Origin of the sequence: Streptomyces sp. NPDC007971 (assembly GCF_042958635.1) — a bacterium.
In the GTDB taxonomy this organism is placed as follows: Bacteria; Actinomycetota; Actinomycetes; order Streptomycetales; family Streptomycetaceae; genus Streptomyces.
The window spans coordinates 403,373-427,701 of record NZ_JBIBJK010000002.1 but is presented as its reverse complement, the minus strand read 5'-3'; the positions used below and the strand labels follow the sequence as shown (position 1 = coordinate 427,701).

The following is a 24,329-nucleotide window of genomic DNA, read 5'->3' as shown; positions in this document are numbered from 1 at the left end:
CAGGGATTCTGCGGCTCCGGTTACTTGGCCCTCATATGAGCACATTGCGAAGGGTGCAGGAACGACCTGTGGAACACGACGGGCGCACGGACGAGCGTGACAAGCGGATGTTGCGGCGGGAGTTCCTCTCGGTGAGGAACAGGTTGCCGGAGAGTGTCGTACGGGAGGCGGGCGGGGCGCTGGCCCTGCGCTCCCTGGAGCTGCCCGAACTGGCGCGTGCGCGCACGGTGGCGGCGTACGTCTCCGTCGGGAGCGAGCCCGCCACGCCCGCGCTGCTGGACGCCCTGCGCGCGCGGGGCGTGCGCGTGCTGCTCCCCGCGCTCCTGCCCGACAACGATCTGGACTGGGGCGAGTACACCGGCCCGGGCTCCCTCGCCCGGGTCCAACACGGCGGAAAAATGGCGCTGTTCGAGCCCTCCGGCGAGCGGCTCGGCCCGGACGCGGTGACCGGCGCGGACGTCGTCCTGCTGCCCGGGCTGGCGGTGGACGCGCGCGGGATGCGTCTGGGGCGCGGCGGTGGATCGTACGACCGCGTGCTCGCGCGTCTGGAGCGCGCGGGCGCGCACCCGGCGCTCGTGGTCCTTCTGTACGACACGGAAGTCGTCGCCCAGGTCCCGGTCCAGGCGCACGACCGGCCCGTGCAGGCGGTGGTGACGCCGTCGGGCGTACGCCGCTTCACGAGCGGCTGAGCGGGTCCGGTCCTCGCCGCACGTGCGAGAGGGCCCTTCACGCGCGCGTGAAGGGCCCTCTCGTCGTCCTGTGTCAGCCGCTCACGGCTTGAGGACGAGCGTGTCGCTCGTGCTGTTGTCGACCGCCTTGCCCGTGAACGACCAGGGCAGCAGCTCGCCCTTGACCCACATGCCCGTCTGGTCGGTGTAGTGGGCGCTGAAGGCGTGTCCGGAGGCGCCGGACAGGTTGATCCACTTGGACTTGTCGAAGTCCTTGAGGTTGACCACCATCCGCATGGACGGCACCCAGACGACGCCGTAGCCGCCGGCGGCGTTCCAGCCGGTCGCGTTGACGGTGGCCTCGCCGCCGCTGAGCTGCCAGGGACCGCGGTTGAGGATGTACTGGAGGAACTCGGGGCCCTCGGTGCCGAGGGTCTGGTTCTTCAGGAACAGGCGGTGCAGCCGGCCCCAGCTCCAGGTGTCGATGTCCTTGCCGAGCTTGGCGGTCAGCTCCCAGCGGGCGTCGATCATGGCACGGTTGAAGAGCTGGTCCATGGTGTTCGCCGCGGGACGGGTGCCCGACTTGGGCGTCTTCCACCAGTCGCTGTCCGGCTTCTCCATCAGCCGGCGCACGACCTCGAACCAGCGGTCGCCGCCGTCCGGCTGCGCCTGGTCGGCGTCACGCTGGCCGCACTCGCGCACCTTGGTGTCGTCGTCCACCGGGCCGGTGCCGTCGATCTTGTCGACCCACAGGCACTGGCCCTTGACGCGCAGCTCCTTGGGGAGCTTGTTGCCGAAGGCGAGCTTGAGGACGTTGCGCCACACGGCGTTGAAGTAGGCGGCTGCCGCGGAGTCCGCGTCCTGGGTGTAGTCCCAGCCCTCCAGGAGCTTCTGGGCGTCGCGGACGTCCTTGTCCTTGAGGTTGATCTTCAGCAGCCTGGGCACCAGCAGCTTGGCGATCTCGCTGCTGTTGTCCATCTGCATCTGGCGCATGTCCTCGGTGGAGATCTTGCCGTTGTCCTTGATCTTGGACTCGATCAGGTCGGTGATGCGCTGGCTGCGGGTGCCGTAGCCCCAGTCGGTGGTGAGCGTGTACGGGTACTTGTCCTTGTCGACCACGGCCTGGTTGGCGGTGACGATGTAGCCCCGATGGGGGTCGTACTCGTAAGGCAGCTCGTTCTGCTTGAGGAAGCCGGTCCAGCGGTACTTGGGGTCCCAGCCCGGCACCGGGACGGAGCCGTCGGTGGCCGAGGAGCGGGTGGGGATCCTGCCGGGCAGCGTGTAGCCGATGTGGTTGTCCGTGTCGGCGTAGATCAGGTTCTGCGAGGGCACGTCGAACAGGGACGCGGCGGAGCGGAAGTCGTTCCAGTTCGCCGCCTTGTCGATGGCGAACACGGCGTCCATGGAGGTGCCCGGGTCGAGCGCCGTCCATCGCAGGGCGATGCCGTAGCCGTCACCCCGGTCGGGCGCGGCGCTGCTCACGGAGGCCTTCCTGCCGACCTGGACGAGTTCGTCGTCGCGGTCGGACAGCAGTGGCATCCCGTCGGCGGTCTGGCGCACGACGATCGGCTTGGACGTGCCACCGGCGACCTTGATGGTCTCCTCGCGGCTCGTGAAGGGCCGGACCTTGCCGTTGTACAGGTAGCCGTTGCCGCTGAGCTTCTCCAGGTACAGGTCGGTGACGTCGACCCCGGAGTTGGTCATGCCCCAGGCGATGTTCGCGTTGTGGCCGATGACCACGCCGGGCATGCCGGCGAACGTGTAGCCGGTGACGTCGAACTGGCACGTGCTGGAGACGGTGCGGCAGTGCAGGCCCATCTGGTACCAGACGGACGGCAGCGACGGGGACAGGTGCGGGTCGTTGGCGAGCAGCGGCTTGCCGGTGATGGTGTACTTCCCGGAGACGACCCAGGAGTTGGAGCCGATGCCCTGGCCGTTCACGCCGACGGCGGCGGGAACGTTGTCCAGGACGTTGTAGAGACCCGCCAGCTGGCTCGTGAGGCCCGATCCGGTCCCGGTCGAGGCGGTGGAGCCGGTCGTGCCCTGGGAGCCGGTCGTGCCCGTGGTCCCCTGGGAGCCGGTCGTGCCTGCCGTGCCCTGGGAACCGGCCGTGCCCGCGGTCCCCTGGGAGCCGGTCGTGCCCGTCGTGCCCGTCGTGCCCTGGGAGGCGCCGGTGCCGCCGCTCTGCCGGAAGGCCTTGGCCAGCTGGCTGTAGGCGCCCTCCTGGACGATCGGCTTGTTGCGGCCGTAGGGGTAGTCCGGGTACAGGTCCGCGATCTGCTGCGGGCCGAGGCGGCTGGTCATCAGCGCGCGGTCGACCTCGTCCTGCATGTTGCCGCGCAGGTCCCAGGCCATCGCCTTCAGCCAGGAGACGGAGTCGACCGGGGTCCACGCCGCGGGCTTGTAGTCGTTGACGAAGCCCAGGGCCGCGTACTCCAGGGAGATGTCCTTGCCGTCCTTGCCCTGGAGGTAGGCGTTGACTCCCTTGGCGTACGCCTGGAGGTACTTCTTCGTGGAGGCCGACAGCTTGGTGTCGTACTCCTGCTTGGCGACGCGGTCCCAGCCCAGGGTGCGCAGGAACTCGTCGTTCTTGACCTGGCCCTTGCCGAACATCTCGGACAGGCGCCCGGAGGTCATGTGACGGCGCACGTCCATCTCGTAGAACCGGTCCTGCGCCTGGACGAAGCCCTGCGCCATGAACAGGTCCTCGTCGGACGAGGCGTAGATCTGCGGGATGCCGTTGCCGTCCCGCTTCACGTCGACGGGACCCGACAGGCCCTGGAGCGTGATCGACCCCGTGGTCTGCGGGAAGGAGGCACGGACGGTGCTGATCGACCAGTACGCCCCGTAGGCGATGCCACCGATGATGGCCAGGACGAGGACCAGCACGACAAGTCGGGCTTTGCGCCCCTTCTTCCTGCCGGACTTGACGGACGTGGCACCCGTGGTGGCGGTGTCACCCGTTGTGGCGGTGGTGTTGGGGGGCATCGCTGTCCTTGCTGTCCTAACGCGAGCGGCAGGTCGGGCTGTGACTTTGAATGAGCGCTGGAGCAACCATAGGCGCAGGGCCCCGAACCGCTTGACGCGGAGTCGGTAACAAGCGCGCACGGACGTTCGATCCTGCCTCGGCGAGCGTCAAGAAAGCGTCAAGAGTTAGGTAAGGTAACGAAGTACTTGGGTGCGGTGCGCCGCAGCCTCGGGTCTTGTGTACGTGTGCCCGCGCATTCCGCGCACGGGCCAAGGAAGGGATTCGCCGCTGACTGTCCACCACCTCGACAAGCTCCTGCTCGTCTGCTCCGTGGTCCTCCTGGTCGCCGTCGCGGCCGTGCGGATCTCCTCGCGCAGCGGGCTCCCCAGCCTGCTCGTCTACCTGGGGATCGGCGTCCTCATGGGCCAGGACGGCATCGGGAACATCCACTTCGCCAACGCCGAGCTGACCCAGGTCATCGGGTACGCGGCCCTGGTCGTGATCCTGGCCGAGGGCGGCCTGAGCACGAAGTGGAAGGAGATCGAACCCGCCCTGCCGGCCGCCTCCACCCTGGCGCTGGTCGGGGTCGCGATCAGCGTCGGGATCACGGCGGCAGGCGCGCATTACCTGATCGGGCTGGGGTGGCGGCAGGCGCTCATCATCGGCGCGGTGGTCTCCTCGACGGACGCGGCCGCGGTCTTCTCGGTCCTGCGCAGGATTCCCCTGCCCTCACGCGTGACGGGCACGCTGGAGGCGGAGTCCGGTTTCAACGACGCCCCGGTGGTCATCCTGGTCGTGGCCTTCTCCCAGGCCGGCCCGGTCTCACACTGGTACGTGCTGCTCGGCGAAATAGCCCTGGAGCTGGCCATCGGCATGGCCGTCGGTCTCGCCGTGGGCTGGCTGGGCTCCTTCGGGCTCAGGCACGTGGCATTGCCCGCCTCCGGCCTCTACCCGATCGCCGTGATGGCGATCGCGGTCACCGCGTACGCGGGCGGCGCGCTCGCCCACGGCAGCGGCTTCCTCGCGGTCTACCTCGCCTCGATGGTGCTCGGCAACTCCAAGCTGCCGCACTGGCCGGCCACCCGCGGCTTCGCCGAAGGGCTCGGCTGGATCGCCCAGATCGGCATGTTCGTCCTGCTCGGCCTGCTGGTCACCCCGCACGAACTGGGCGACGACATCGTGCCCGCCCTCGTCATCGGGCTCGTGCTGACCATGGTGGCGCGGCCGGTGAGCGTGATGGTGAGCCTGGTGCCGTTCCGGGTGCCGTGGCAGGACCAGACCCTGATGTCCTGGGCCGGGCTGCGCGGTGCGGTGCCCATCATCCTGGCGACGATCCCCATGGTGAACGGCGTGGACGCCAGCCATCGCATCTTCAACATCGTCTTCGTGCTGGTCGTCGTCTACACCCTCGTCCAGGGGCCGACCCTGCCCTGGCTGGCACGCACGCTGCGCCTGGGCGAGCAGGGCGAGGCGTCCGACCTCGGCATCGAGTCGGCCCCCCTGGAGCGGCTGCGCGGACACCTGCTGTCCATGTCGATCCCCGAGGGCTCCCGGATGCACGGGGTCGAGGTGGGCGAACTGCGGCTGCCGCCCGGTGCCGCCGTCACCCTCGTCGTCCGGGAGGGAAAATCGTTTGTTCCGCTGCCCACGACGGTGCTGCGGCGCGGAGACGAACTCCTCGTGGTCGCCACCGACCCCGTGCGCGACGCGGCGGAACGCCGGCTGCGCGCGATCGGCCACGGCGGCAAGCTGGCCGGCTGGCTGGGCACGGACGGGGCGAGCGCGGGGCGCTGAGCAGCGCGGGGCGCAGGGCACTGGGGAGCGGGCGGCGCGGAGGTCCGGGAGCGGGGCGCGGGCCGCTGGGGAGCGGGGCGCGGCGGGCCGAGGAGCGGGGCGTGGTGCGCGATGCGGACATGAGCTGCGGGGGCACACGTTACGGGTGGGTTTCGCGCGATTCACACCTTCGGCAATCCCAGGTGAACGCGCTGCATGGTGCTCGTTTTCACAGGCTCACAAGCCCTTGCCCCCTGTAACATAAAGGCACCCTGATCGAACCAACTCTGCCTGACGCAGAGCTGGCGCGACCGTATGGCGGCCGGACGCCCTTTGCAGCGGCACCGGTATCTACCGCAGTTCCGCGCAAGAGGACAGCTCTCGGCGCCCCCGCACGGGCGCGCTACCAGGCGGTAGAAAGGCACGGGCCGTGGCATCCACGGTCACCACCGACCCGGCGGTCACCACCGACCCGGCGCAGAACGCGCCGGCGTCGTCCCGCCCGGGATACGGACAGCTGCTGCGCACCCGCGGCGCCTGGACGTTCCTGCTCCCCGGCTTCGCCGCGCGTCAGCCGTTCGCGATGCTCACCCTCTCCATCGTGCTGCTCGTGCAGCACACCACCGGCTCGTACGGTGCCGCGGGTGCCGCCGCGGCCGCCACCGGTGTGTCCATGGCGCTGTTCGCCCCGTACAGCGGCCGGCTCGCCGACCGCTACGGGCAGCGCGCGGTCCTGCTCCCGGGTGTCCTGGTGCACACGGTGTCGGGCCTGTCCCTGACGGCGCTCGCGCTGGCCCACGCGCCCCTGTGGGCGCTGTTCGCGGCGGCCGTCCCGACCGGCGCCTCGGTGCCTCAGGTCGGCCCCATGGTGCGCGCCCGCTGGGGTGTGAAGCTCCAGGGCTCGCCCCTGATGAGCACCGCCGCCGCCTTCGAGTCCGTCACCGACGAGCTGACCTTCGTGGTCGGCCCCCTGCTGGCTACCGCGCTGTGCACCGCCGTGGCCCCGTCCGCCGGCCTGGTCACCGAGGCGGCGCTGACGCTCGTCGGCGGTCTGCTGTTCGCCGCGCAGAAGAGTACGCAGCCGCCGGTGACCGCCGAGAGCGGGCACGCGCGCGTGCAGCACGCCTCCGCGCTGCGCATCCCCGGCGTGCGGGTGCTGGTCGTGACCTTCCTGGGCATCGGGTCGGTCTTCGGCGGCATGCAGGTGTCGCTGGCGGCGTTCACCGAGTCGATCGGCGAGCCCGGCCTGAACGGCGTCCTGTACGGCGTCTTCGCCGCCGGCAACATGCTCTCCGGCATCGTCTGCGGTGCGATCGCCTGGAAGGTCGCGCCGCAGCGGCGTCTGCTCGTCGGCTACGCGGGACTCGCGCTGGCCGCGTCCGCGCTGTGGACGGCACACTCCGTCCTGCTGCTGGCCGCCCTCGGCCTGCTGGTCGGCATGTGCATCGCCCCGGCCCTGATCACCGGGTACACCCTGGTCGAGAGCCTGGTCCCGGCCGGCGCCCGCACCGAGGCGTTCACCTGGCTGACCGGCGCCGTCGCGCTCGGCCAGGCGGCAGCCGTCACGGCCGCCGGACAGCTGGAGGACCGCCTGTGGGGCGGCGCCGGATTCCTGGTGCCGATGGCCGGCACACTGCTCGCGCTGGCCACGCTGCTGACTCTGCGCTCACGGCTGACCGCCCGGCCCGGGAGCCTGACCGTCGCACGTGGCGTCGGTCACCGTGTGCCGGTGACAGTGGACTGATCCCCAGGAATACGTCACTATGGATCGTCGTTAGCACTCATTGAGTGAGAGTGCCAGGAGGAAGTCAGTGCCCACCTACCAGTACCAGTGCACCGAGTGCGGCGAGGGCCTCGAGGCGGTGCAGAAGTTCACCGATGACGCCCTGACCGAGTGCCCCAATTGCGGTGGCCGCCTGAAGAAGGTGTTCTCCGCGGTCGGCATTGTCTTCAAGGGCTCCGGCTTCTACCGCAACGACTCCCGCGGCTCCACGTCGAGCAGCAGCCCGGCATCGAAGTCGTCCGGCGCCTCGTCGTCCGACTCGAAGTCGTCCTCGTCGTCGACGTCGACGTCCTCATCGACGTCTTCGTCCTCTTCATCTTCGTCGTCTTCTTCGTCGGGCTCCGCCAGCAGCTCCGCCGCCTGAGACCTCACTCCCGGGCCCTGTCGCCGTACGGCGGCAGGGCCTTCGGCGTACCCGGAACCGGCTCCCGCCGGGGGTTCGCCGCCAGCTAGTGTGCTCGTCATGGCGAACGCAGAGATCGGCGTAATCGGCGGCTCGGGCTTCTACTCGTTCCTCGACGACGTGACCGAGGTCCGGGTGGACACCCCGTACGGGCAGCCCAGCGACTCCCTCTTCCTCGGCGAGATCGCCGGCCGGCGGGTCGCCTTCCTGCCCCGGCACGGCCGCGGCCATCACCTGCCCCCGCACCGCATCAACTACCGCGCCAACCTGTGGGCCCTGCGCTCGGTCGGCGTCCGGCAGGTCCTCGGCCCCTGCGCGGTGGGCGGGCTGCGCCCCGAGTACGGCCCGGGCACCCTGCTCGTACCGGACCAGCTGGTGGACCGTACGAAGTCCAGGGTGCAGACCTATTTCGACGGGCTGCCGCTGCCCGACGGCACGGTGCCCAACGTGGTGCACGTGTCCGTGGCCGACCCGTACTGCCCCGCGGGGCGGGCCGCCGCGCTGAAGGCGGCCCGCGGACGGGACTGGGAGCCGGTGGACGGCGGCACGCTGGTCGTGGTCGAGGGACCACGCTTCTCGACCCGCGCCGAATCGCTGTGGCACCAGGCGCAGGGCTGGTCGGTGGTGGGCATGACCGGCCACCCCGAGGCGGCGCTCGCCCGTGAACTCGAACTGTGCTACTCGTCGCTGACCCTGGTCACCGACCTGGACGCCGGGGCCGAGACCGGCGAGGGCGTCTCGCACGACGAGGTCCTGCAGGTGTTCGCGGCCAACGTGGACCGGCTGCGGGGTGTGCTCTTCGACGCGGTGGCGGCGCTGCCGGAGACCGGGGCACGGGACTGCCTGTGCGTGAACGCGCTCGGCGGCATGGACCCGGGCTTCGAGCTGCCGTAGCGGGAGAGCGGGACGACGGCGGGCCGAACGGGACGGCGGTTGGCTGAGCGGGACGACGGCGGGACGAACGGGACGGCGGTCGGCTGAGCGGGACGACAGCGGGCCGAACGGGACGACGGTCGGCTGAGCGGGAAGGCGGCCGAGCTGGGTGGCGGCCGAGCTGGGGGCGGCCCGTCGAGCGGAATTGCCCGTTCGGGTGGGCGAGTTGTCCACAACCGGTGGGTGGTCCACCGGCTCCGGCGGGATTCGGCGCGAGGCCTCATCGTGGCATCGCAGGCCGATTCCTCGTCGCAGGCGGTGATCCCCATGTCCTCGGCCCCGTCATCCCCCGCTCCTTCCCTCCTTGCTTCCTCCGTCCCTGCTCCCTCCGTCCCTGCTCCGTCCGTCCCTGCTCCTTCCGTCCCTGCTCCTTCCGTCCTTGCTCCCTCCGTCCTTGCTCCCTCCGTCTCCTCGCCCTCCGGTCTCGCCCCTCCCCCACGCCCGTCCTTCGCAGCTCCCCCGCATCCGCCGGGCACCGACGCGCCCGCGACCCGCGAGGTACCGCACTTCGCCCCGGTGCGGGTGCGCGGCGGGCGCTACGGCCTGCAGCGACTCCTACGACACCGCAGGCGCGCCCTGGCGGCCGGTCTTGCCGTGACGGCTGCCGCGCTGGTGGTGGCCGGACCGCGGAGCGCGCCGGAAGCACAGAGCGCCGACCGGGCCCGCGGGCACCCTGTCACCGAACCTGCACGCCCGCATCGACCGGCGCCGGACACGGGCAGCGCGGTGGACACGGGCGGCACGGTGGATGCGGGCGGCACGGTGGATGCGGGCGGCACGGTGGATGCGGTGACGGCGCCGGTGCGGATCGCCGATGCCGCCACCGTCCGGCTGCTGCGCCCCGGTGACCGGGTCGATGTCGTCGCTGCCGAGGATCCGTCGACCGGGGGCGGCGCCCGGGTGCTCGCGCGGGGGGTGCGGGTGACGAAGGTGCCGGAGCCCCTGGAAGGCGGGGCCGAGAGCGGGGCGCTGGTCGTGCTGTCGGTGCCGCGCACCACGGCGGCGCGGCTCGTCGGCGCGAGCGCCACGACGCGGCTGGCGGTGACGCTGTGCTGAGGCGTCCCGGCCACTTTCCAGTCGACCCGCTGTCAGATCGCTCGATCAAGCTAAGAAATTGGACACAATGGCGGCATCGTGCCGTAGGTTGCGGAGCGTTTCGTTCCACACCCTGTGCATACGAGGAGAGTCCCCGAGGTGAGCACGCAGAAGGAACCGAGCATCTGGCAGAGCTTCAAAGCCTTCCTGATGCGCGGGAACGTCGTCGATCTGGCAGTCGCGGTGGTCATCGGCGCGGCCTTCACGAACATCGTGAACTCGGTGGTGAAGGGGATCATCAACCCGCTGGTGGGCGCGATCGGCACGCAGAACCTGGACAACTACCGCACGTGCCTGAGCGACTCGTGCAAGGGCACCCACGGCATCCAGCTGATGTGGGGCTCCGTACTGGGCGCCGCCCTGAGCTTCCTGATCACCGCGACGGTCGTGTACTTCCTGATGGTCCTGCCGATGGCGAAGTTCCTGGCACGGCAGGAGGCCCGCAGGAAGGCGCGGGAGGGCACGCACGAGATCATCGAGGTGACCGAGCTGGAGGTCCTCAAGGAGATCCGCGACGCGCTGGTCGCGCAGCGCGGGTCGGGGTACGACAAGCGCTAGGGGCGCCTGCGCGGGCGGCTCACAGGTGGTGGGGCGGCTTCTCGTCGAGGAAGCGCTTCAGGTCGGCGGCGCTGTCGCCGTCCCCGCGCTCGCCCCACCCGCGGTCGGTGTCGTCCGAGGACTGCTGGTTCAGAGGGTCTTCGAAGACCAGCGCGGCCTTGGGCCCGCGCGGCTCGGACGGGTCGCGCGGCTCCGACAGCTCGCGCGGCTCGGACGGGTCGTGCGCCTTCGAGGAGTCGCGCGGCTCGGGTGCGGGGGCGGTGCTCATGCCCCAAGGGTACGGCCCGGCCGCGGGCCGCACTGACGTCCCGGGCCGCCGCCACCTGCACCCCCCGCTCGCTCGTGAAAGTCTTCACAAGACATGGAGGCGGTTTTCTGCTGTCCTGGGAGGCATGACCTCGAGTTCCGCTCCGGCACCTGCTTCCCCGGGCGCACCACACTCCCAGGGGCCCTTGCGCCGGCTCACCGCGCGCGGGCGCGACGAGGCGCACCGGGTCGCCTCCCCACTGGAGCTCTTCTTCGACCTGTGCTTCGTCGTGGCCATTGCACAGGCGGGCATGCAGCTCGTGCACGCCGTGGCCGAGGGCCACGCGGGCGAGGGGATCCGGAACTACGCGATGGTGTTCTTCGCCATCTGGTGGGCCTGGATGAACTTCACCTGGTTCGCCTCCGCGTACGACAACGACGACGCGCTCTACCGGGTCGTCACCCTGGTCCAGATCGCGGGTGTGCTGGTGCTGGCCGCGGGCATCCCCGGGGCGGCCGTGCAACACGACTACCTGGTGCTCTGGCTCGGTTACGTGATCATGCGCGTGGCGATGGCCGCGCAGTGGCTGAGAGCGGCACGGTGTGCCGAGGGCGCGGAGAGAACCATGGCGCTCAGATACGCCGGCGGCGTGCTGCTGTGCCAGGTCGGCTGGCTGGGGCTGGTCGTACTGCCCGGACCCGCCCGGCCCTGGGTGTTCCTGGTGATGGCGATCGCGGAGCTGTGCGTGCCGCTGTACGCCGAGCGGGGCCATCAGACGTCGTGGCATCCGCACCACATCGCCGAGCGGTACGGCCTGTTCACGATCATCGTGCTCGGAGAGACGATCGCGGCCGCCACGGTCGCCGTGCAGTCGGCGGTGAGCGAGCACGACGCGCTCGGCCGGCTGCTGCCGATCGCGGCGGGCGGGCTGCTGATCGTCTTCTCCGCCTGGTGGATCTACTTCGTGGTGCCCATCCACAGCCATCTGCGCTCCAACAGACAGTCGTTCCTCTGGGGCTACGGGCACTACCTGATCTTCGCCTCGGCCGCGGCGATCGGCGCGGGCCTGGAGGTGGCGGTGGAGCAGGCCGTCGGCAAGACGCACATCTCGACGTTGTCCGCCTCGGCGGCCGTGACCCTGCCGACGGCGCTGTATCTGCTGACCGTCTGGGCGCTGCACTCGCGGCACTTCAAGATCGGCATCACCCAGCAGCTGGTGCTTCCGCTGACGGCCCTGCTGGTGATCTGCTGCACCTTCCTCGGCGACTGGGCGGTGCTCGCGGCAGGGCTCGTCTCGGCGGCCGCGGTGGCGACGGGAGTGGCACTCACCGCGCGCATGGTCGCCCACGAACGGCGGACGGACACGACGGCACCGGCCGCCTGAGCCCTGCGAACGCACCGGCCGCCCGAACCCTGCGACGGCGCCCCGGGCTGGGCCAGACTGGCCGCCATGACAACTGACGCATTGACGGACGTCGCCGGAGTGCGGGTGGGGCACGCCTCCCGCAGCGGGCACGGCTGGCTCACCGGCACCACGGTCGTCCTCGCCCCCGAGGGCGGCGCCGTCGCCGCCGTGGACGTGCGCGGAGGCGGTCCCGGCACCAAGGAGACCGACGCCCTCGACCCGCGCAACGTGGTGCAGAAGGTCGACGCCGTCGTGCTGACCGGAGGCAGCGCCTACGGGCTCGACGCGGCGTCCGGGGTCATGGCCTGGCTGGAGGAGCAGGGGCGCGGGGTGCCGGTCGGGACGGATCCGGCCCACGTCGTGCCGGTGGTTCCGGCCGCGTGCGTCTTCGACCTGGGACGGGGCGGGGACTTCCGCGCCCGCCCGGACGCGGCGATGGGCCGCGCGGCGGTCGAGGCGGCCGCGGCGAGCGCGCCCGGTGAGCGGGTGCCGCAGGGGTGCGTGGGGGCGGGCACGGGTGCAGTGGCCGGGCCGCTCAAGGGCGGGGTGGGGACCGCGAGCACGGTCCTCGGCTCGGGGATCACCGTGGCCGCGCTGGTGGTGGCGAACGCCGCGGGGGCGGTGACGGATCCCGGTACGGGCGTCCTGTACGGGGAGTTGTTCCAGGGGCGCGTGCGGTACCCCGACGAGCGCGTGCACGAGGCCGCCCTCGGGCGCCTTGCCGAGGCGGCCGCGAAGAACGCGCCCCCGCCGCTCAACACGACACTCGCGGTGGTCGCGACCGACGCGGACCTCACGAAGGCGCAGGCGCAGAAGCTGGCGGGCACGGCGCACGACGGCATCGCGCGCGCCGTACGGCCGGTGCACCTGCTGCACGACGGCGACACGGTGTTCGCCCTGGCGACGGGGGCGCGCCCGCTCGACAGCGGGCACCCCCTGGCGCTGAACGACATCCTCGCGGCGGGCGCGGACGTCGTGACGCGCGCGATCGTGCGCGCCGTGCGCGCCGCCGAGTCGGTCGAGGGGCCGGGCGGGGTGTGGCCGTCGTACGCAGAGTTGTACGGGGAGCCGTCCGGGGAGCTGCACGGGGAGCGGTAGGCCCAGGCGGCCGAAGAGGGGCACGTCAGGGGGCTCGGGGGTTCGGAATGTCGCGGTTCTGTCACGTGATGGCGTTCATCGGCCTCGGACGGAACCTCCGGTGGGTGCGGTGCCCTCTTTCTCCACGCACTGGAACGGATCACTCACATCACACGAACCTGGAGCAGCCCGTGACAACGCCGGACATTACAGCGCGGCGCGCACTGGGGGCCTGTGCCGCCCTGCTGGTCGGCGCCCTCACCCTGACCGCCTGCGGTGGCAGCGCCAACGCCACGAACGAGGACGGCAAGGGCGGCAAGGACTCGTCCAGGACGTCGACGGCGAACATCGCGATCTCGGCCAAGGACGGTTCGACCGGCGCGTCCATCAACGCGACCGGGGTGAAGGTCAGCGACGGCAAGCTGACCGATGTGAAGATGACCGTGGCCGGCTCGGGACAGGCCGTGCAGGGTGCGATATCGGCGGACGGCAGCACCTGGAAGCCGAAGCAGCGGCTGGAGCGCGGGACCAAGTACCAGATAGCCGCGACCGCGAAGGACGCGAACGGACGCACGGCGGCGGCCAACTCCATCTTCACCACGGTCAACTCGAGCGACAGCTTCATCGGCACCTACACGCCGGACGACGGCTCGACGGTCGGCGTGGGCATGCCGGTGTCGTTCACCTTCGACAAGCACATCACCGACAAGAAGGCCGTGCAGTCGCACATCACGGTCAGCTCCAGCAGCGGGCAGCAGGTGGCCGGGCACTGGTTCGGCGACCAGCGGCTGGACTTCCGTCCGCAGGACTACTGGAAGGCCGGATCCAAGGTCACGATGAAGATCGACCTGGACGGCGTGCAGGGCGCCAAGGGCGTCTCCGGTGTGCAGAAGAAGACGGTGACCTTCACGATCGGGCGCTCGCAGGTCTCCACGGTCGACGCCAACACGCAGACCATGACCGTGGTGCGGGACGGCCGGACGATCAAGCAGCTGCCGATCTCCGCTGGCAGCTCGCAGCACACCACGTACAACGGGCAGATGGTGATCTCCGAGAAGTTCGTGCAGACCCGCATGAACGGCTCGACGGTCGGCTTCGGCGGGGAGTACGACATCTCGGACGTGCCGCACGCGATGCGCCTGACGACGTCCGGCACGTTCATCCACGGCAACTACTGGTACAACAAGGGCAACCCGCCCTTCGGCCGGGAGGGCACCAGCCACGGCTGCGTCGGCCTGGCGGACGTGCAGGGCGCGCAGGGCGCCACGACGGCCAAGTGGTTCTACGACAACTCGCTCATCGGCGACGTCGTGATCGTGAAGAACTCCCCGGACAAGACGGTGTCCCCGGACAACGGGCTCAACGGCTGGAACATGGCGTGGAGCGCCTGGACTGCCGGAAGTGCCGCCTGACCGGCGGGTTTTGACGGAACGTGAGGCCGCGCGAGAACATTTCGCGCGGCCCTCACGTTTTCCCGGCATACGTTTTTCCGGTTCCCGGACATGATGTCCGACCGAGGGGCTACGGTATGCACCCACAAGGTGACATGCAGCAACGCCGGGAGAAGCCTTGAGCGTTCCGTACGAGACGGCAGCGTACGAACCAGCCGAGTCGCCCGAGTCTCCGGAGGAGCATCTCGAGCGACTCCTCGGCCGTGCCCTGAACTCCTTCGAGCTGCCGGACGAGGTGATACGGCGGCTCGACTGCGCGCTGGCGCACGACAGTTCCCTGCACTCCGCCCACCACAGTGCGGGCCTGCACTGCGAGACGTACCGGCACACCTGGCTGCTCGCCGACGGCTCCGCGGTGACCCTGTGGGAGCTCGTGCACAACACCGCTCCGGGCGTCGGCGCACAGCACGAGGTGTACGTCGACAAGGAGGAACTGCACGCCTCCACCGCCCGGCTCCCGCTGCCGCCGGACACGCCGGACTTCGAGCTGCCGCCGCTGACGCATCTGTCGGCGATTCCCGAGCCCCGACACGTGTACACCCCGGACGACTCGGCGGACCACGCGCGCCGGCTGCTGCGCCGTGCGGAGAACCCCGACGCGCCGGACGCGGAGGTGGCAGCACTGCTGGCAACCGCGGCCGCGCATCAGATCACCCAGGCGTTCGGACGGCCCGGGCGGGCCGCCCGGGCCGGAGTGAGCTTCGCGCTGTACGAGCACGCGTTCCTGCTGCCGGACGGCCGGGAGATCTCCCTGTGGGAGGTCGAGCACACGGCGACGCCCGACGGGCGGCACATGTGCGAGGTGTACACGACGGCGGACGCGGCACGGCACGCCATGGAGCGACGCGCGGCCCGGCAGAGGTAGGGACCAGCAGAGCCAGGGACCCGGCAAGACCTGGGGACCGCAAGGGCCAAGGGCCCGGCAAGAGCCGGGGACCGGCAGAGCCTGAGGTCCGGCCGGGCCGAGATCCTGGCCCGCGGATCGGGTCCGCTCCCCTTCCCGCGGGGTCCGCCGGACGGGCTCTAGCGGTGGCCGAGTCGTCGTACCAGGCCCGCGAAGGCGTCCTGTTCCGCCGGGGTCAGCTCGACGGACTCCTGCGAGGGACCCACCTCGGACTGGTGCGGGAGGGCCGGGAGCGCGGCGGCGAATCGTCCAGTGGCCTCAACACGGGCGCGGCGCAGCAGGCGTGTCACCAGGACGGCCCAGGCGACGCCCGCGGCGGTGAGGGCGACCGCGCCGATCAGCTGAAGAGTCGAGACGTGCTCACGCATACACCCCAGTACACACCACGCCCCGGGACTTTGGCCCCGGACCGTGACGTATCTCGCAGGTGGCGTGAACAACTCACAGTTCACCAAAGGGACAAGAGGCTGCGGTGCGCCCTCGGACGGCGAGGGATTGCCCCAGCCGGCGCCGGACCGCCTCAGGCGGCGGTGACTGCTTCAGCCGGCGCCGGAGTGCCTCAGGCGGCGATCGGCTGCTTCGTCCGGCTCGACGCCGTGTCCGCGCTCGCGGCGGGGTCGGCGGCCGTGGTCTGCGGGGCCGGCCTGCGCATGCCCTTCAGGATGACGACCAGGGCCGCGGTGATGCACATACCGGCCACGATGGCGACGAGGTAGCGGAACGGGTTGCCGATCAGCGGGACCACGAAGATGCCGCCGTGCGGGGCACGCAGGGTGGCGCCGAAGGCCATCGACAGAGCACCGGTGACCGCGCCGCCCACCATGGAGGAGGGGATGACCCGCAGCGGGTCCGCCGCGGCGAACGGGATCGCGCCCTCGGAGATGAACGAGGCGCCCAGCACCCAGGCGGCCTTGCCGTTCTCACGCTCGGCCGGTGTGAAGAGCTTCCCGCGGACGGTCGTGGCCAGGGCCATCGCCAGCGGCGGGACCATGCCGGCCGCCATCACCGCGGCCATGATCCTCATCGCGGAGTCGCTGGGGTCGGAGACGGCGATGCCCGCCGTGGCGAAGGTGTAGGCGACCTTGTTGACCGGACCGCCCAGGTCGAAACACATCATCAGGCCGAGCAGGGCGCCGAGCAGGACGGCGTTGGCTCCGGTGAGGCCGTTCAGCCAGTCGGTCATGCCCTTCTGGGCGGAGGCGATGGGCTTGCCGATCACGACGAACATCAGGAAGCCGACGATCGCCGAGGAGATCAGCGGGATCACCACCACCGGCATGATGCCGCGCAACGCCCCCGGGACACGGATCCTCTGGATCGCCAGCACCACACCACCGGCGATCAGGCCGGCCGCCAGGCCGCCGAGGAAGCCGGCGTTGATGGTCAGCGAGATCGCGCCGCCCACGAACCCGGGGACCAGGCCGGGCCGGTCCGCCATGCCGTAGGCGATGTAGCCGGCCAGGACCGGGACGAGGAAGCCGAAGGAGACGACGCCGATCTGGAACAGGAGGGCACCCCAGCTGCCGGTCTGGGTCCACACGAAGTGGTCCATCACCGACGGCGCCTTGTTGATCCTGTAGCCGCCGATCGCGAAGCCGAGGGCGATGAGGAGGCCGCCCGCGGCGACGAACGGGACCATGTAGCTCACGCCGGACATCAGCCACTTGCGCAGCTTGGTGCCGTAGCCCTCGGTGGAGTCACCGGCCCGCTCGATGGGGGTTGCGGCGGTGGCGGCCGCGGTGACCTCGCCGTGCTCGGCCTTGGAACGCACCTCGGCGATCAGGTCGGCCGGGCGGTTGATGCCCGCCTTCACACCGACGTCGACGGTCGCCTTGCCCGCGAAGCGGTCCTTGTCGCGCACGGGGACGTCGTGCGCGAAGATCACGCCGTCCGCCGCCGCGATCACCGCGGGGTCGAGCCGGGTGAAGCCGGCCGAACCCTGCGTCTCGACGACAACCTCGACGCCCGCCTCGCGGCCCGCGTTCTCCAGGGACTCGGCGGCCATGTAGGTGTGGGCGATGCCGGTCGGGCAGGAGGTGACGGCGACGACACGGAAGGGACGTTCGCCCTCGTCGGCCCCATCGGACCTGCCGGACTCTTCAGCCCTGCCGGACCCGTCGGACCTACCGGACCCATCGGGCCTGCCGGACGCGTCGGCCGCATCGGCCCTGGCGCTCTGCGCCGGAGCGGACGCCCGCGCCCCCGCGCCCACGCCCTCGTCCTCGCCCGCGCCTTCGCCCGCGCCCGGTGCCTGCTGTGTCGTACTGCCCGCCGCGGCGCCGGCGGAGGCCGCCCCCGGCGCCGCAGCGGTGTTCTCGGGGACGCGCTCGGCGTCCTGTGCCCCGGCGTGCTCGGCCGAGGTCCCGCCCGGGGCCCCGGCCCCTGCCTCGGCGGCTTGCACGGAGGCTTGGCCAGCGGCTTCCTCGGCAGCTTGCCCGGCGGCTGTCCCGGTCGCTGTCTCCGCCGTGCCCGTCGGTGTCTCGTCGCCGCGGATCAGCGCCGCCGCCGTCCCCGCGTCGCCCACCGAGCGCAGCGCATCCGTGAACTCGGTGTTCATCAGCTGCCGGGCCAGGGAGGAGAGGATCGTCAGATGGGCGTCGTCCGCACCGGCCGGGGCGGCGATGAGGAAGATCAGGTCGGCGGGGCCGTCCGCGGCGCCGAAGTCGATGCCCGCCGCGCTGCGGCCGAACGCGAGCGTCGGCTCGGTGACATGGGCGCTGCGGCAGTGCGGGATGCCGATGCCGCCGTCGAGGCCGGTCGGCATCTGTGCCTCACGGGCGGCCACGTCGGCGAGGAAGCCCGCCAGGTCGGTCACCCGGCCCTGCGCCACCATGCGCTCGGCGAGGACGCGCGCCGCCGCTTCCTTGGTGTCGGCGGACAGGTCGAGATCGACCAGGTCCACGGTGATCAGGTCGCTCATCGCGGGCTCCAATGCGCGCGTATCGCCCGGGGGGTGGGGTGGGCGGGGGTGGGGGCGACCGCTGCGGGGAGCAGGGCCGGGGCCGCTGGGGCGGGCGGAGGCGGGGCCGATGGGGCGAGCGGGGGCGGCCGCAGGGTCGTGACGACGCCTCGGGCGGTCATGACACCGGCTCCGTCAGTTCGTGGTCGACCGGGATGTCGGCGGTGACCGTCACCGCCGCCGGGTCCAGGTCGGCGGGGGCCGGCATCACGCTGCCGGGGAGCTGCACGGCGGCGGCGCCGTGGGCGACGGCGGAGGCGAGGGCCTCCGGGCCGCTGCCGCCGGCGATCAGGAAGCCCGCGAGGGAGGAGTCACCGGCACCCACGTTGCTGCGTACGGTGTCCACGCGGGCGCTGCCGAACCAGGCACCCGCATCGTCCACGAGCAGCTGCCCGTCGGCGCCGAGGCTCGCGAGGACGGCGCGCGCGCCCATCCCGCGCAGCTCCTCGGCCGCCTTCATCGCGTCGCCCACCGTCGCCAGGGGGCGGCCGACGGCCTCGGCCAGCTCCTCGGCGTTCGGCTTCACCACGTCCGGCCGTGCGCGCAGTGCCTCCAGCAGCGCGCGCCCCGAGGTGTCCAGGGCGATGCGTGCGCCTCCGGCGTGCGCCCGCGTGACGACGTCGGCGTACCACGAGGGCGAGAGCCCCCGGGGCAGGCTTCCGCAGCACGCGATCCAGTCGGCGTCCCGGGACTGCACGCGGACGGCGTCCAGGAGGAGTTCCTGCTCGGCCGCCGTCAGCTCCGGTCCGGGAGCGTTGATCTTCGTGAGCGTCCCGTCGGCCTCCGCGAGCGCGATGTTCGAGCGGGTGGCGCCGGCGACCGGGACCGGGGCGACCTCGATGCCCTGCGCGTCGAGCAGGTCGGCGACGAGCGCGCCCGGCGCACCGCCCAGGGGCAGGACGGCGACCGTGTGCCGGCCGGCGGCCGCGACGGCGCGCGAGACGTTCACGCCCTTGCCGCCCGGGTCCATGCGCTCGGTCTCGGCCCGGATGACCTCGCCGCGCCGGAGGGCCTGGACCTCGTAGGTGCGGTCGAGGGAGGGGTTGGGGGTGACGGTGAGGATCATGTGCGCACCACTTCCGTGCCGCCGCTCTCGATGGCGACCGTGTCTTCGGGGCTCAGCCCGCTGTCGGTGATCAGCAGGTCCACGTCGCCCAGGTCGCCGAAGCGGGCGAAGTGCTCCTGGCCGTGTTTGGAGGAGTCGGCGAGCAGGACCACACGGCGGGCGGCGGCCACGGCCGCGCGCTTGACCGCGGCCTCGGCGAGGTCGGGGGTGGTCAGGCCGTGCCGGGCGGAGAAGCCGTTGGCGGCGACGAACAGGACGTCGGCGCGGATCTCGCCGTAGGCGCGCAGCGCCCAGGCGTCGACGGCGGCGCGCGTGCGGTGCCGTACCCGCCCGCCGACCAGGTGGAGCTGGATGCCCGGATGGTCGGCGAGGCGGGCCGCGATCGGCAGGCTGTGCGTGACGACGGTGAGGGAGGACTCCAGCGGGATGGCCGCGGCCATCCGGGCCACCGTCGTACCGGCGTCGAGGATCACCGTGCCCTCGGTGGGCAGCTCGGCGAGGGCCGCCTTGGCAATGCGGTCCTTCTCGTCGGCGGCGGTGGACTCGCGTTCGGCGAGGTCCGGCTCGAAGTCGAGGCGGCCGACGGGGATGGCGCCGCCGTGCACCCGGCGGACGAGTCCGGCGCGGTCGAGGGCCTTCAGGTCGCGGCGGATGGTTTCCGCGGTGACCTGGAACTCCTCGGCCAGCGACAGGACGTCCACCCGGCCGCCGTCACGGGCGAGCCGGAGGATCTCCTGTTGCCGCTCCGGTGCGTACATGTCCGTTTGCCTCCGACTGATGCCCGAACGTGTGGTTTCAATGGGAGGCTACGCCCGGCTTTCCGGAAAGTAAACAGTCCCAGACCTCATTCGGACACAAACGGACTTCTGTACTTGTGGGAGGCGCCTGCGAGCGCCCTGCGAGAGTGCCCGCCCGCGTCCCCGGGAGTGCCCAGGTGAGAGGCATGGACGGAGCGCACGGAGCGCCCGGAGCGCCCAGGGCACACAAAGCGAACGGAACGCAGGAATGCAGGAATGCAGGAACGCCGACGAGCCCGGGGCCGTGGCCACCGGGCTCGTCGACGTCGTGCTGGTTACGGACCTCCGTCGGGCGTCACCCCGCGTATACGGGTTCCTTGTCGTTCGCCGGGAGCTCCTGCCCGGCCGGCTCCGCACCCTCCACGTGCTGGGCGGGCCGCTTGGGCAGGGCGAACATCAGCAGGAAGATCACGCCCATCACACCGGCCACCCACCACAGCGCGTGCTGGAAGCCGTTCACGAAGGCGGGGCCCACCTCGGCGGGGGTCAGCCGGTCACCGATCACGCCGAAGAACACCACCGAGACCAGCCCGAGGCCGAGCGCGTTGCCCATCTGCTGCACGGTGTTGATCAGGCCGGACGCGGACCCGGCGTGCTCCTGCGGCACCTCCGAGAGCACCGCGTCCGTCAGCGGGGCGACGATCAGGCCCATGCCGGCGCCCATCACGACCAGCGGGAGCGCCATCTGCCAGGGGGCGATGCCGAGGCCGTAGCGGTGGGACTCCCAGATGTACAGGAGGACGCCCACCGCCATGATCAGCGCGCCGGCCTGGAGCACCTTGCGGCCGAACCGCGGGACCAGCTTCTGCACCGACATCCCGGCCGCCGTGGACACCGCGAGGGAGAACGGGACACCGGTCAGGCCGGCCCTGAGCGGCCTCCAGCCCAGGCCGATCTGCATGTACAGCGTCCAGACCAGGAAGAAGATGCCGAGCGCGACACCGAAGACGGTCTGTACGGCGATCCCGGCGGCGAAGCTCTTCACGCGGAACAGCGACAGCTCGACGAGCGGGGAGCCGTCCCGGGCCGCCTTGCGCCGCTCGTACGCCACCAGCGCCGCGAAGACGCCGAGCGCGCCGGCCATCGAGACGTACCCCCACAGCGGCCAGCCCAGCTCGCGGCCGCGGGTGAGCGGGTAGAGCAGCATCAGCAGGCCCAGGGTCACCAGGGCGACGCCGACCAGGTCCAGCTTCAGGGCCTTCGGCGCGCGGGACTCGGTGATGTAGCGACGGCCGAGGAGGAAGGCCACGACGCCGACGGGCAGGTTGATCAGGAAGATCGGGCGCCACTCGAGCCCGAACAGGTTCCACTCCGTCAGCAGGGCGCCGAGCAGCGGCCCGGAGACCGCGCCGAGGCCGATTATCGCGCCGAAGAGGCCGAAGACCTTGCCGCGCTCGTGGGCGGGGAAGGTGGCGTGCACGATCGACAGGACCTGCGGGACCATCATCGCCGCCATTCCGCCCTGGAGGATGCGGGAGGCGACCAGCATCTCCGGGTTCACGGCGAAGCCGCACAGCGCGGAGGCCACCGTGAAGCCGGCGATGCCGACGAGGAACAGCCGCCGGCGGCCGTGGATGTCGCCGAGTCGGCCACCGGTGATCAGGCCGGCGGCGAAGGCCAGGGCGTATCCGGCGGTGATCCACTGGATCTGACTGAGGGACGCGCCCGCGTCCTGCTTGATCGAGGGGATCGCGATGTTGACGATCGTGACGTCGACGAGGTCCATGAAGGCCGCGGTCATCACGATCGCGAGCGCGAACCATCGGCGGCGGTCGCCGGCCGCCTGCTGGGCGGTGGGTGTCTGTTCCGTGGAGGTCATGACTTCAAGGTAGAAGGGCACTAGGTCAGATCGTGTCCTAGATATGCGGCATTCTCGAAAGTATGACGACGGACACTCCGGCTCGACTCCTCCAGCTGCTCTCCCTCCTGCAGACGCCGCGAGAGTGGCCCGGCAGCGAGCTGGCCGACCGGCTCGGGGTGTCCGGCCGGACGGTGCGGCGGGACATCGACCGGCTGCGGGAACTGGGCTATCCCGTACAGGCGAGCAAAGGCGCCGACGGCGGCTACCGCCTTGTCGCGGGCAAGGCCATGCCGCCGCTGGTCCTGGACGACGAGGAGGCGGTGGCCATCGCCGTCGGGCTGCGGGCGGGGGCCGGGCACGCGGTCGAGGGCGTGGACGAGGCGTCGGTGCGCGCGCTGGCGAAGCTGGAGCAGGTGCTGCCGGCCCGGCTGCGGCACCGGGTGTCGACGCTCCAGGCCGCGACGACGCAGCTGACCCACGGCGACGGCGCGAGCATCGCGCCCGAGACGCTGACCGTGATGGCGTCGACGGTGGCCGGTCGGGAGCGGCTGCGGTTCGCCTACCGTGACAAGGACGGCGGCGAGTCGCGGCGGCTGACCGAGCCGTACCGGCTCGTGTCGACGGGACAGCGCTGGTACCTCGTCGCGTACGACCTGGGGCGGGAGGACTGGCGGACGTTCCGGGTGGACCGGGTGACGGAGCCGCTGGCGACCGGGGTGCGGTTCGCTCCGCGGGAGCTGCCGGCGAAGAACGCGGCGGAGTATCTGCGGCGGTCGATCGGGCGGCGGCACCAGGAGAGGTACGCGTTCGAGGTGTGGTTCGCCGGATCGGCGGAGGTGGTGTCGTCACGGGTGCCGGCATGGATCGGGGTGCCGGAGGCGGCGGGCGACGAGGGCGGGTGCGTGCTGCGGGGAGACAGCGGGGATCCCGTGGAGTGGCTGGCGGCACGGCTGGCCATGGTGGGATGCGAGTTCACGGTGCGGTCACCGGAGGAACTGGTGCGGTGCGCAAGGGAGTTGGGAGCACGCCTGAGCCGCGCAGGATCAGGAACGGACGCCTCACAGGGACACGGGGAACTGCGCAAAATCCCACCACACACCCGCGGAGCAAACCCCGCCCCCACAACAACCGCCCCATAGGGGCGCGGGGAACTGCGCGAAAACCACCACGCACCCGCACCCGAAGAACAGACCCCGCCCCCCACAACGGCCCCCGGCGCCGAGCACCCCGCGCTACGCCCCCGCCCCCCACCCGAAGTCCCCCAAGGCATCGAGGTTCTGCAGGGCCAGGGATGCCGGACCGGCGGGGCCGGTGGGCGGCGCCGTGGTGGTCGCCCAGTTCTCGACGGCCACGCGGACCGCCGCACCGGCCACCGCTGCCGCGAAGCGGAGGCGCGGCACTTCCGGGGCAACCGGGGCAACCGCATCTCCCCGGGCGGCCGCAGCCTCCGGAACGGCCGGGACTTCCCCGGCGGCCAAAGCCTCCTGGACGGCTGCGGCGGCCGGGGTTACCGAGGCGGCACCGCGGCCCGTCGCCCCCTCCCCCGTCGAGGCCAGCCGCTCCGCGAGGATCTCCGCGAGCGTGCTCTCCGAGGCCTGGCAGACCTCGGCCCAGACCTTCCGCAGTGCCGGGCTGGCGTCGGCCAGGCGGATCAGCGTGCGGACCCATTCCCAGGACGACGCCGAGACACCGGCCCCGGGGGTGAGCGTCCGGCCGACCGCGTGCCGCAGGGCCTCGGGGACGGTGAGGGCGGGCGGGGCCTCGCGCACCGCCTGGGTCCACCGCTCGGCGCCCGCCGCATACAGGGGGGCCACCGCCTCCTCCTTGGAGGCGAAGTAACGGTAGAAGGTGCGCGGCGCGATGCCCGCCGCCTGGGCGATGTCCTCGGCACGTGTGGTGCGCAGGCCCTGACGGACGAAGAGGGCGGCCGCCGCGCGGGCGATCTCCATGCGGGTCTCCGCCTTGCGCCGCTCCGTGAGGGACGCCGGGGAGGAGGCCGAAAGTTGCTGGTGGGCGGAGGTGCCGGTGGTGCGGGGGGTGCTCACCTCGGCAGGCTATGCCGGTGTGGCAGAATCTGCCATCCGGCGGGCCACCCCGGGGTTCAGGTACGGGGTGGCCCGCCACTTCAGCCTGTCCGCCGGCTGCGGAACGTCCGCCGTCGGCGCGGACGTTCGCACCTCGGGGACAGCCACCCCGCCACCCCGCAGCACCTGGGCAGCAGACGAACAAGCCGGGCTCCGGCGCCTGGGGGGGGTAGGCGCCGGAGCCCGGCTCTGGTAGGTCCCGGCGCCGGGGGGGGATTGCGTCGGGACGTAGCTCGTACAGCTCGTACAGGCGGTGGGTCGTGCCCGCTGTTCGTCGTGCCGAATGGTGCGTGTGTGGGGGCGGGAGTGCGGCCCCTGGCGTCCAACTCCTGGGCTCGGAAGGGTTTTTCCCTCGGG

Annotated in this window: 20 protein-coding genes; 12 read left to right on the top strand and 8 right to left on the bottom strand. The window is 71.6% G+C overall.

Features of this window, described 5'->3' with window-relative positions; all coding sequences use genetic code 11:
• Window positions 1-107: 107 nt before the first annotated feature.
• On the top strand, window positions 108-689 hold the full coding sequence (locus ACFZCP_RS05745) for a 5-formyltetrahydrofolate cyclo-ligase (RefSeq protein WP_391424716.1): 582 nt from the start codon (window positions 108-110) through the stop codon (window positions 687-689).
• A gap of 81 nt (window positions 690-770) precedes the next feature.
• Here the strand turns inward: ACFZCP_RS05745 and ACFZCP_RS05740 are convergent, their stop codons facing one another.
• On the bottom strand, window positions 771-3,656 hold the full coding sequence (locus ACFZCP_RS05740; protein ID WP_391424339.1) for a penicillin acylase family protein: 2,886 nt from the start codon (window positions 3,654-3,656) through the stop codon (window positions 771-773).
• Window positions 3,657-3,873: 217 nt separating this feature from the next.
• Here ACFZCP_RS05740 and ACFZCP_RS05735 point away from each other — a divergent pair, with 217 nt between their 5' ends.
• The 6 genes from ACFZCP_RS05735 to mscL all read left to right on the top strand — a co-directional run bounded on the left by ACFZCP_RS05735 (window position 3,874) and on the right by mscL (window position 10,181).
• Window positions 3,874-5,430, top strand: coding sequence for a potassium/proton antiporter (locus tag ACFZCP_RS05735; RefSeq protein WP_391424337.1), 1,557 nt, complete (start codon window positions 3,874-3,876; stop codon window positions 5,428-5,430).
• A 409-nt stretch (window positions 5,431-5,839) separates the two neighbouring features.
• A complete protein-coding gene (locus ACFZCP_RS05730; RefSeq protein ID WP_391424335.1) occupies window positions 5,840-7,153 on the top strand; it encodes an MFS transporter in 1,314 nt (437 codons plus the stop codon).
• A gap of 67 nt (window positions 7,154-7,220) precedes the next feature.
• Entirely contained in the window at window positions 7,221-7,556 is a 336-nt protein-coding gene (locus ACFZCP_RS05725) for an FmdB family zinc ribbon protein (RefSeq protein WP_391424332.1), read from the top strand.
• Window positions 7,557-7,655: 99 nt separating this feature from the next.
• The gene (locus tag ACFZCP_RS05720; protein ID WP_362680863.1) at window positions 7,656-8,489 is read left to right on the top strand and encodes an S-methyl-5'-thioadenosine phosphorylase; all 834 of its coding nucleotides are present in this window, start codon (window positions 7,656-7,658) and stop codon (window positions 8,487-8,489) included.
• 306 nt (window positions 8,490-8,795) lie between these two features.
• Window positions 8,796-9,584 (top strand): hypothetical protein, encoded by a 789-nt coding sequence (locus tag ACFZCP_RS05715; protein WP_391424329.1) that lies wholly within the window; start codon window positions 8,796-8,798, stop codon window positions 9,582-9,584.
• A 138-nt stretch (window positions 9,585-9,722) separates the two neighbouring features.
• Window positions 9,723-10,181 carry a large conductance mechanosensitive channel protein MscL gene (mscL, locus tag ACFZCP_RS05710; RefSeq protein ID WP_391424327.1) on the top strand — a complete coding sequence of 153 codons (459 nt, stop codon included), beginning with the start codon at window positions 9,723-9,725 and terminating at the stop codon, window positions 10,179-10,181.
• 19 nt (window positions 10,182-10,200) lie between these two features.
• On the opposite strand, the gene ACFZCP_RS05705 is transcribed toward mscL, so the two are convergent.
• Entirely contained in the window at window positions 10,201-10,449 is a 249-nt protein-coding gene (locus ACFZCP_RS05705; protein WP_391424325.1) for a hypothetical protein, read from the bottom strand.
• 124 nt (window positions 10,450-10,573) lie between these two features.
• Here ACFZCP_RS05705 and ACFZCP_RS05700 point away from each other — a divergent pair, with 124 nt between their 5' ends.
• The 4 genes from ACFZCP_RS05700 (at window position 10,574) to ACFZCP_RS05685 (ending at window position 15,226) form a co-directional block, all read left to right on the top strand.
• A complete protein-coding gene (locus tag ACFZCP_RS05700; RefSeq protein WP_362680875.1) occupies window positions 10,574-11,812 on the top strand; it encodes a low temperature requirement protein A in 1,239 nt (412 codons plus the stop codon).
• A 66-nt stretch (window positions 11,813-11,878) separates the two neighbouring features.
• Complete coding sequence (locus ACFZCP_RS05695) at window positions 11,879-12,931, top strand: P1 family peptidase (RefSeq protein WP_391424322.1); 1,053 nt, start codon at window positions 11,879-11,881, stop codon at window positions 12,929-12,931.
• Window positions 12,932-13,101: 170 nt separating this feature from the next.
• Complete coding sequence (locus ACFZCP_RS05690) at window positions 13,102-14,322, top strand: Ig-like domain-containing protein (protein WP_391424320.1); 1,221 nt, start codon at window positions 13,102-13,104, stop codon at window positions 14,320-14,322.
• A 157-nt stretch (window positions 14,323-14,479) separates the two neighbouring features.
• Complete coding sequence (locus tag ACFZCP_RS05685; protein WP_391424318.1) at window positions 14,480-15,226, top strand: DUF6227 family protein; 747 nt, start codon at window positions 14,480-14,482, stop codon at window positions 15,224-15,226.
• Between the two features lie 158 nt (window positions 15,227-15,384).
• Here the strand turns inward: ACFZCP_RS05685 and ACFZCP_RS05680 are convergent, their stop codons facing one another.
• The 5 genes from ACFZCP_RS05680 to ACFZCP_RS05660 all read right to left on the bottom strand — a co-directional run bounded on the left by ACFZCP_RS05680 (window position 15,385) and on the right by ACFZCP_RS05660 (window position 21,906).
• The gene (locus tag ACFZCP_RS05680) at window positions 15,385-15,633 is read right to left on the bottom strand and encodes a hypothetical protein (RefSeq protein WP_391424316.1); all 249 of its coding nucleotides are present in this window, start codon (window positions 15,631-15,633) and stop codon (window positions 15,385-15,387) included.
• Between the two features lie 191 nt (window positions 15,634-15,824).
• Entirely contained in the window at window positions 15,825-18,185 is a 2,361-nt protein-coding gene (locus ACFZCP_RS05675; RefSeq protein ID WP_391424314.1) for a fructose-specific PTS transporter subunit EIIC, read from the bottom strand.
• Window positions 18,186-18,342: 157 nt separating this feature from the next.
• Window positions 18,343-19,290: a 1-phosphofructokinase gene (gene pfkB, locus ACFZCP_RS05670; protein ID WP_391424312.1), complete on the bottom strand. Its 948-nt coding sequence runs from the start codon at window positions 19,288-19,290 to the stop codon at window positions 18,343-18,345.
• Window positions 19,287-20,048, bottom strand: coding sequence for a DeoR/GlpR family DNA-binding transcription regulator (locus tag ACFZCP_RS05665; RefSeq protein WP_362680896.1), 762 nt, complete (start codon window positions 20,046-20,048; stop codon window positions 19,287-19,289). Before ACFZCP_RS05665 ends, pfkB begins: the two co-directional genes overlap by 4 nt.
• Window positions 20,049-20,382: 334 nt before the next feature.
• A complete protein-coding gene (locus ACFZCP_RS05660; RefSeq protein ID WP_391424309.1) occupies window positions 20,383-21,906 on the bottom strand; it encodes a DHA2 family efflux MFS transporter permease subunit in 1,524 nt (507 codons plus the stop codon).
• 62 nt (window positions 21,907-21,968) lie between these two features.
• Between ACFZCP_RS05660 and ACFZCP_RS05655 the strand changes: the two genes are divergently transcribed.
• Window positions 21,969-23,027: a WYL domain-containing protein gene (locus ACFZCP_RS05655; RefSeq protein WP_391424307.1), complete on the top strand. Its 1,059-nt coding sequence runs from the start codon at window positions 21,969-21,971 to the stop codon at window positions 23,025-23,027.
• Between the two features lie 93 nt (window positions 23,028-23,120).
• On the opposite strand, the gene ACFZCP_RS05650 is transcribed toward ACFZCP_RS05655, so the two are convergent.
• Entirely contained in the window at window positions 23,121-23,837 is a 717-nt protein-coding gene (locus ACFZCP_RS05650; protein WP_391424713.1) for a TetR family transcriptional regulator, read from the bottom strand.
• Between the last annotated feature and the right edge of the window lie 492 nt (window positions 23,838-24,329).

What these genes read in the sequence shown, in the direction of transcription:
- ACFZCP_RS05745 (WP_391424716.1), top strand. Translation starts at nt 108, where the DNA reads ATGTTGCGGCGGGAGTTCCTCTCGGTGAGGAACAGGTTGCCGGAGAGT.
- ACFZCP_RS05740 (WP_391424339.1), bottom strand. Translation starts at nt 3,656, where the DNA reads ATGCCCCCCAACACCACCGCCACAACGGGTGACACCGCCACCACGGGT.
- ACFZCP_RS05720 (WP_362680863.1), top strand. Translation starts at nt 7,656, where the DNA reads ATGGCGAACGCAGAGATCGGCGTAATCGGCGGCTCGGGCTTCTACTCG.
- ACFZCP_RS05715 (WP_391424329.1), top strand. Translation starts at nt 8,796, where the DNA reads ATGTCCTCGGCCCCGTCATCCCCCGCTCCTTCCCTCCTTGCTTCCTCC.
- ACFZCP_RS05705 (WP_391424325.1), bottom strand. Translation starts at nt 10,449, where the DNA reads ATGAGCACCGCCCCCGCACCCGAGCCGCGCGACTCCTCGAAGGCGCAC.
- ACFZCP_RS05700 (WP_362680875.1), top strand. Translation starts at nt 10,574, where the DNA reads ATGACCTCGAGTTCCGCTCCGGCACCTGCTTCCCCGGGCGCACCACAC.
- ACFZCP_RS05695 (WP_391424322.1), top strand. Translation starts at nt 11,879, where the DNA reads ATGACAACTGACGCATTGACGGACGTCGCCGGAGTGCGGGTGGGGCAC.
- ACFZCP_RS05680 (WP_391424316.1), bottom strand. Translation starts at nt 15,633, where the DNA reads ATGCGTGAGCACGTCTCGACTCTTCAGCTGATCGGCGCGGTCGCCCTC.
- ACFZCP_RS05675 (WP_391424314.1), bottom strand. Translation starts at nt 18,185, where the DNA reads ATGAGCGACCTGATCACCGTGGACCTGGTCGATCTCGACCTGTCCGCC.
- pfkB (WP_391424312.1), bottom strand. Translation starts at nt 19,290, where the DNA reads ATGATCCTCACCGTCACCCCCAACCCCTCCCTCGACCGCACCTACGAG.
- ACFZCP_RS05665 (WP_362680896.1), bottom strand. Translation starts at nt 20,048, where the DNA reads ATGTACGCACCGGAGCGGCAACAGGAGATCCTCCGGCTCGCCCGTGAC.
- ACFZCP_RS05660 (WP_391424309.1), bottom strand. Translation starts at nt 21,906, where the DNA reads ATGACCTCCACGGAACAGACACCCACCGCCCAGCAGGCGGCCGGCGAC.
- ACFZCP_RS05655 (WP_391424307.1), top strand. Translation starts at nt 21,969, where the DNA reads ATGACGACGGACACTCCGGCTCGACTCCTCCAGCTGCTCTCCCTCCTG.
- ACFZCP_RS05650 (WP_391424713.1), bottom strand. Translation starts at nt 23,837, where the DNA reads ATGGAGATCGCCCGCGCGGCGGCCGCCCTCTTCGTCCGTCAGGGCCTG.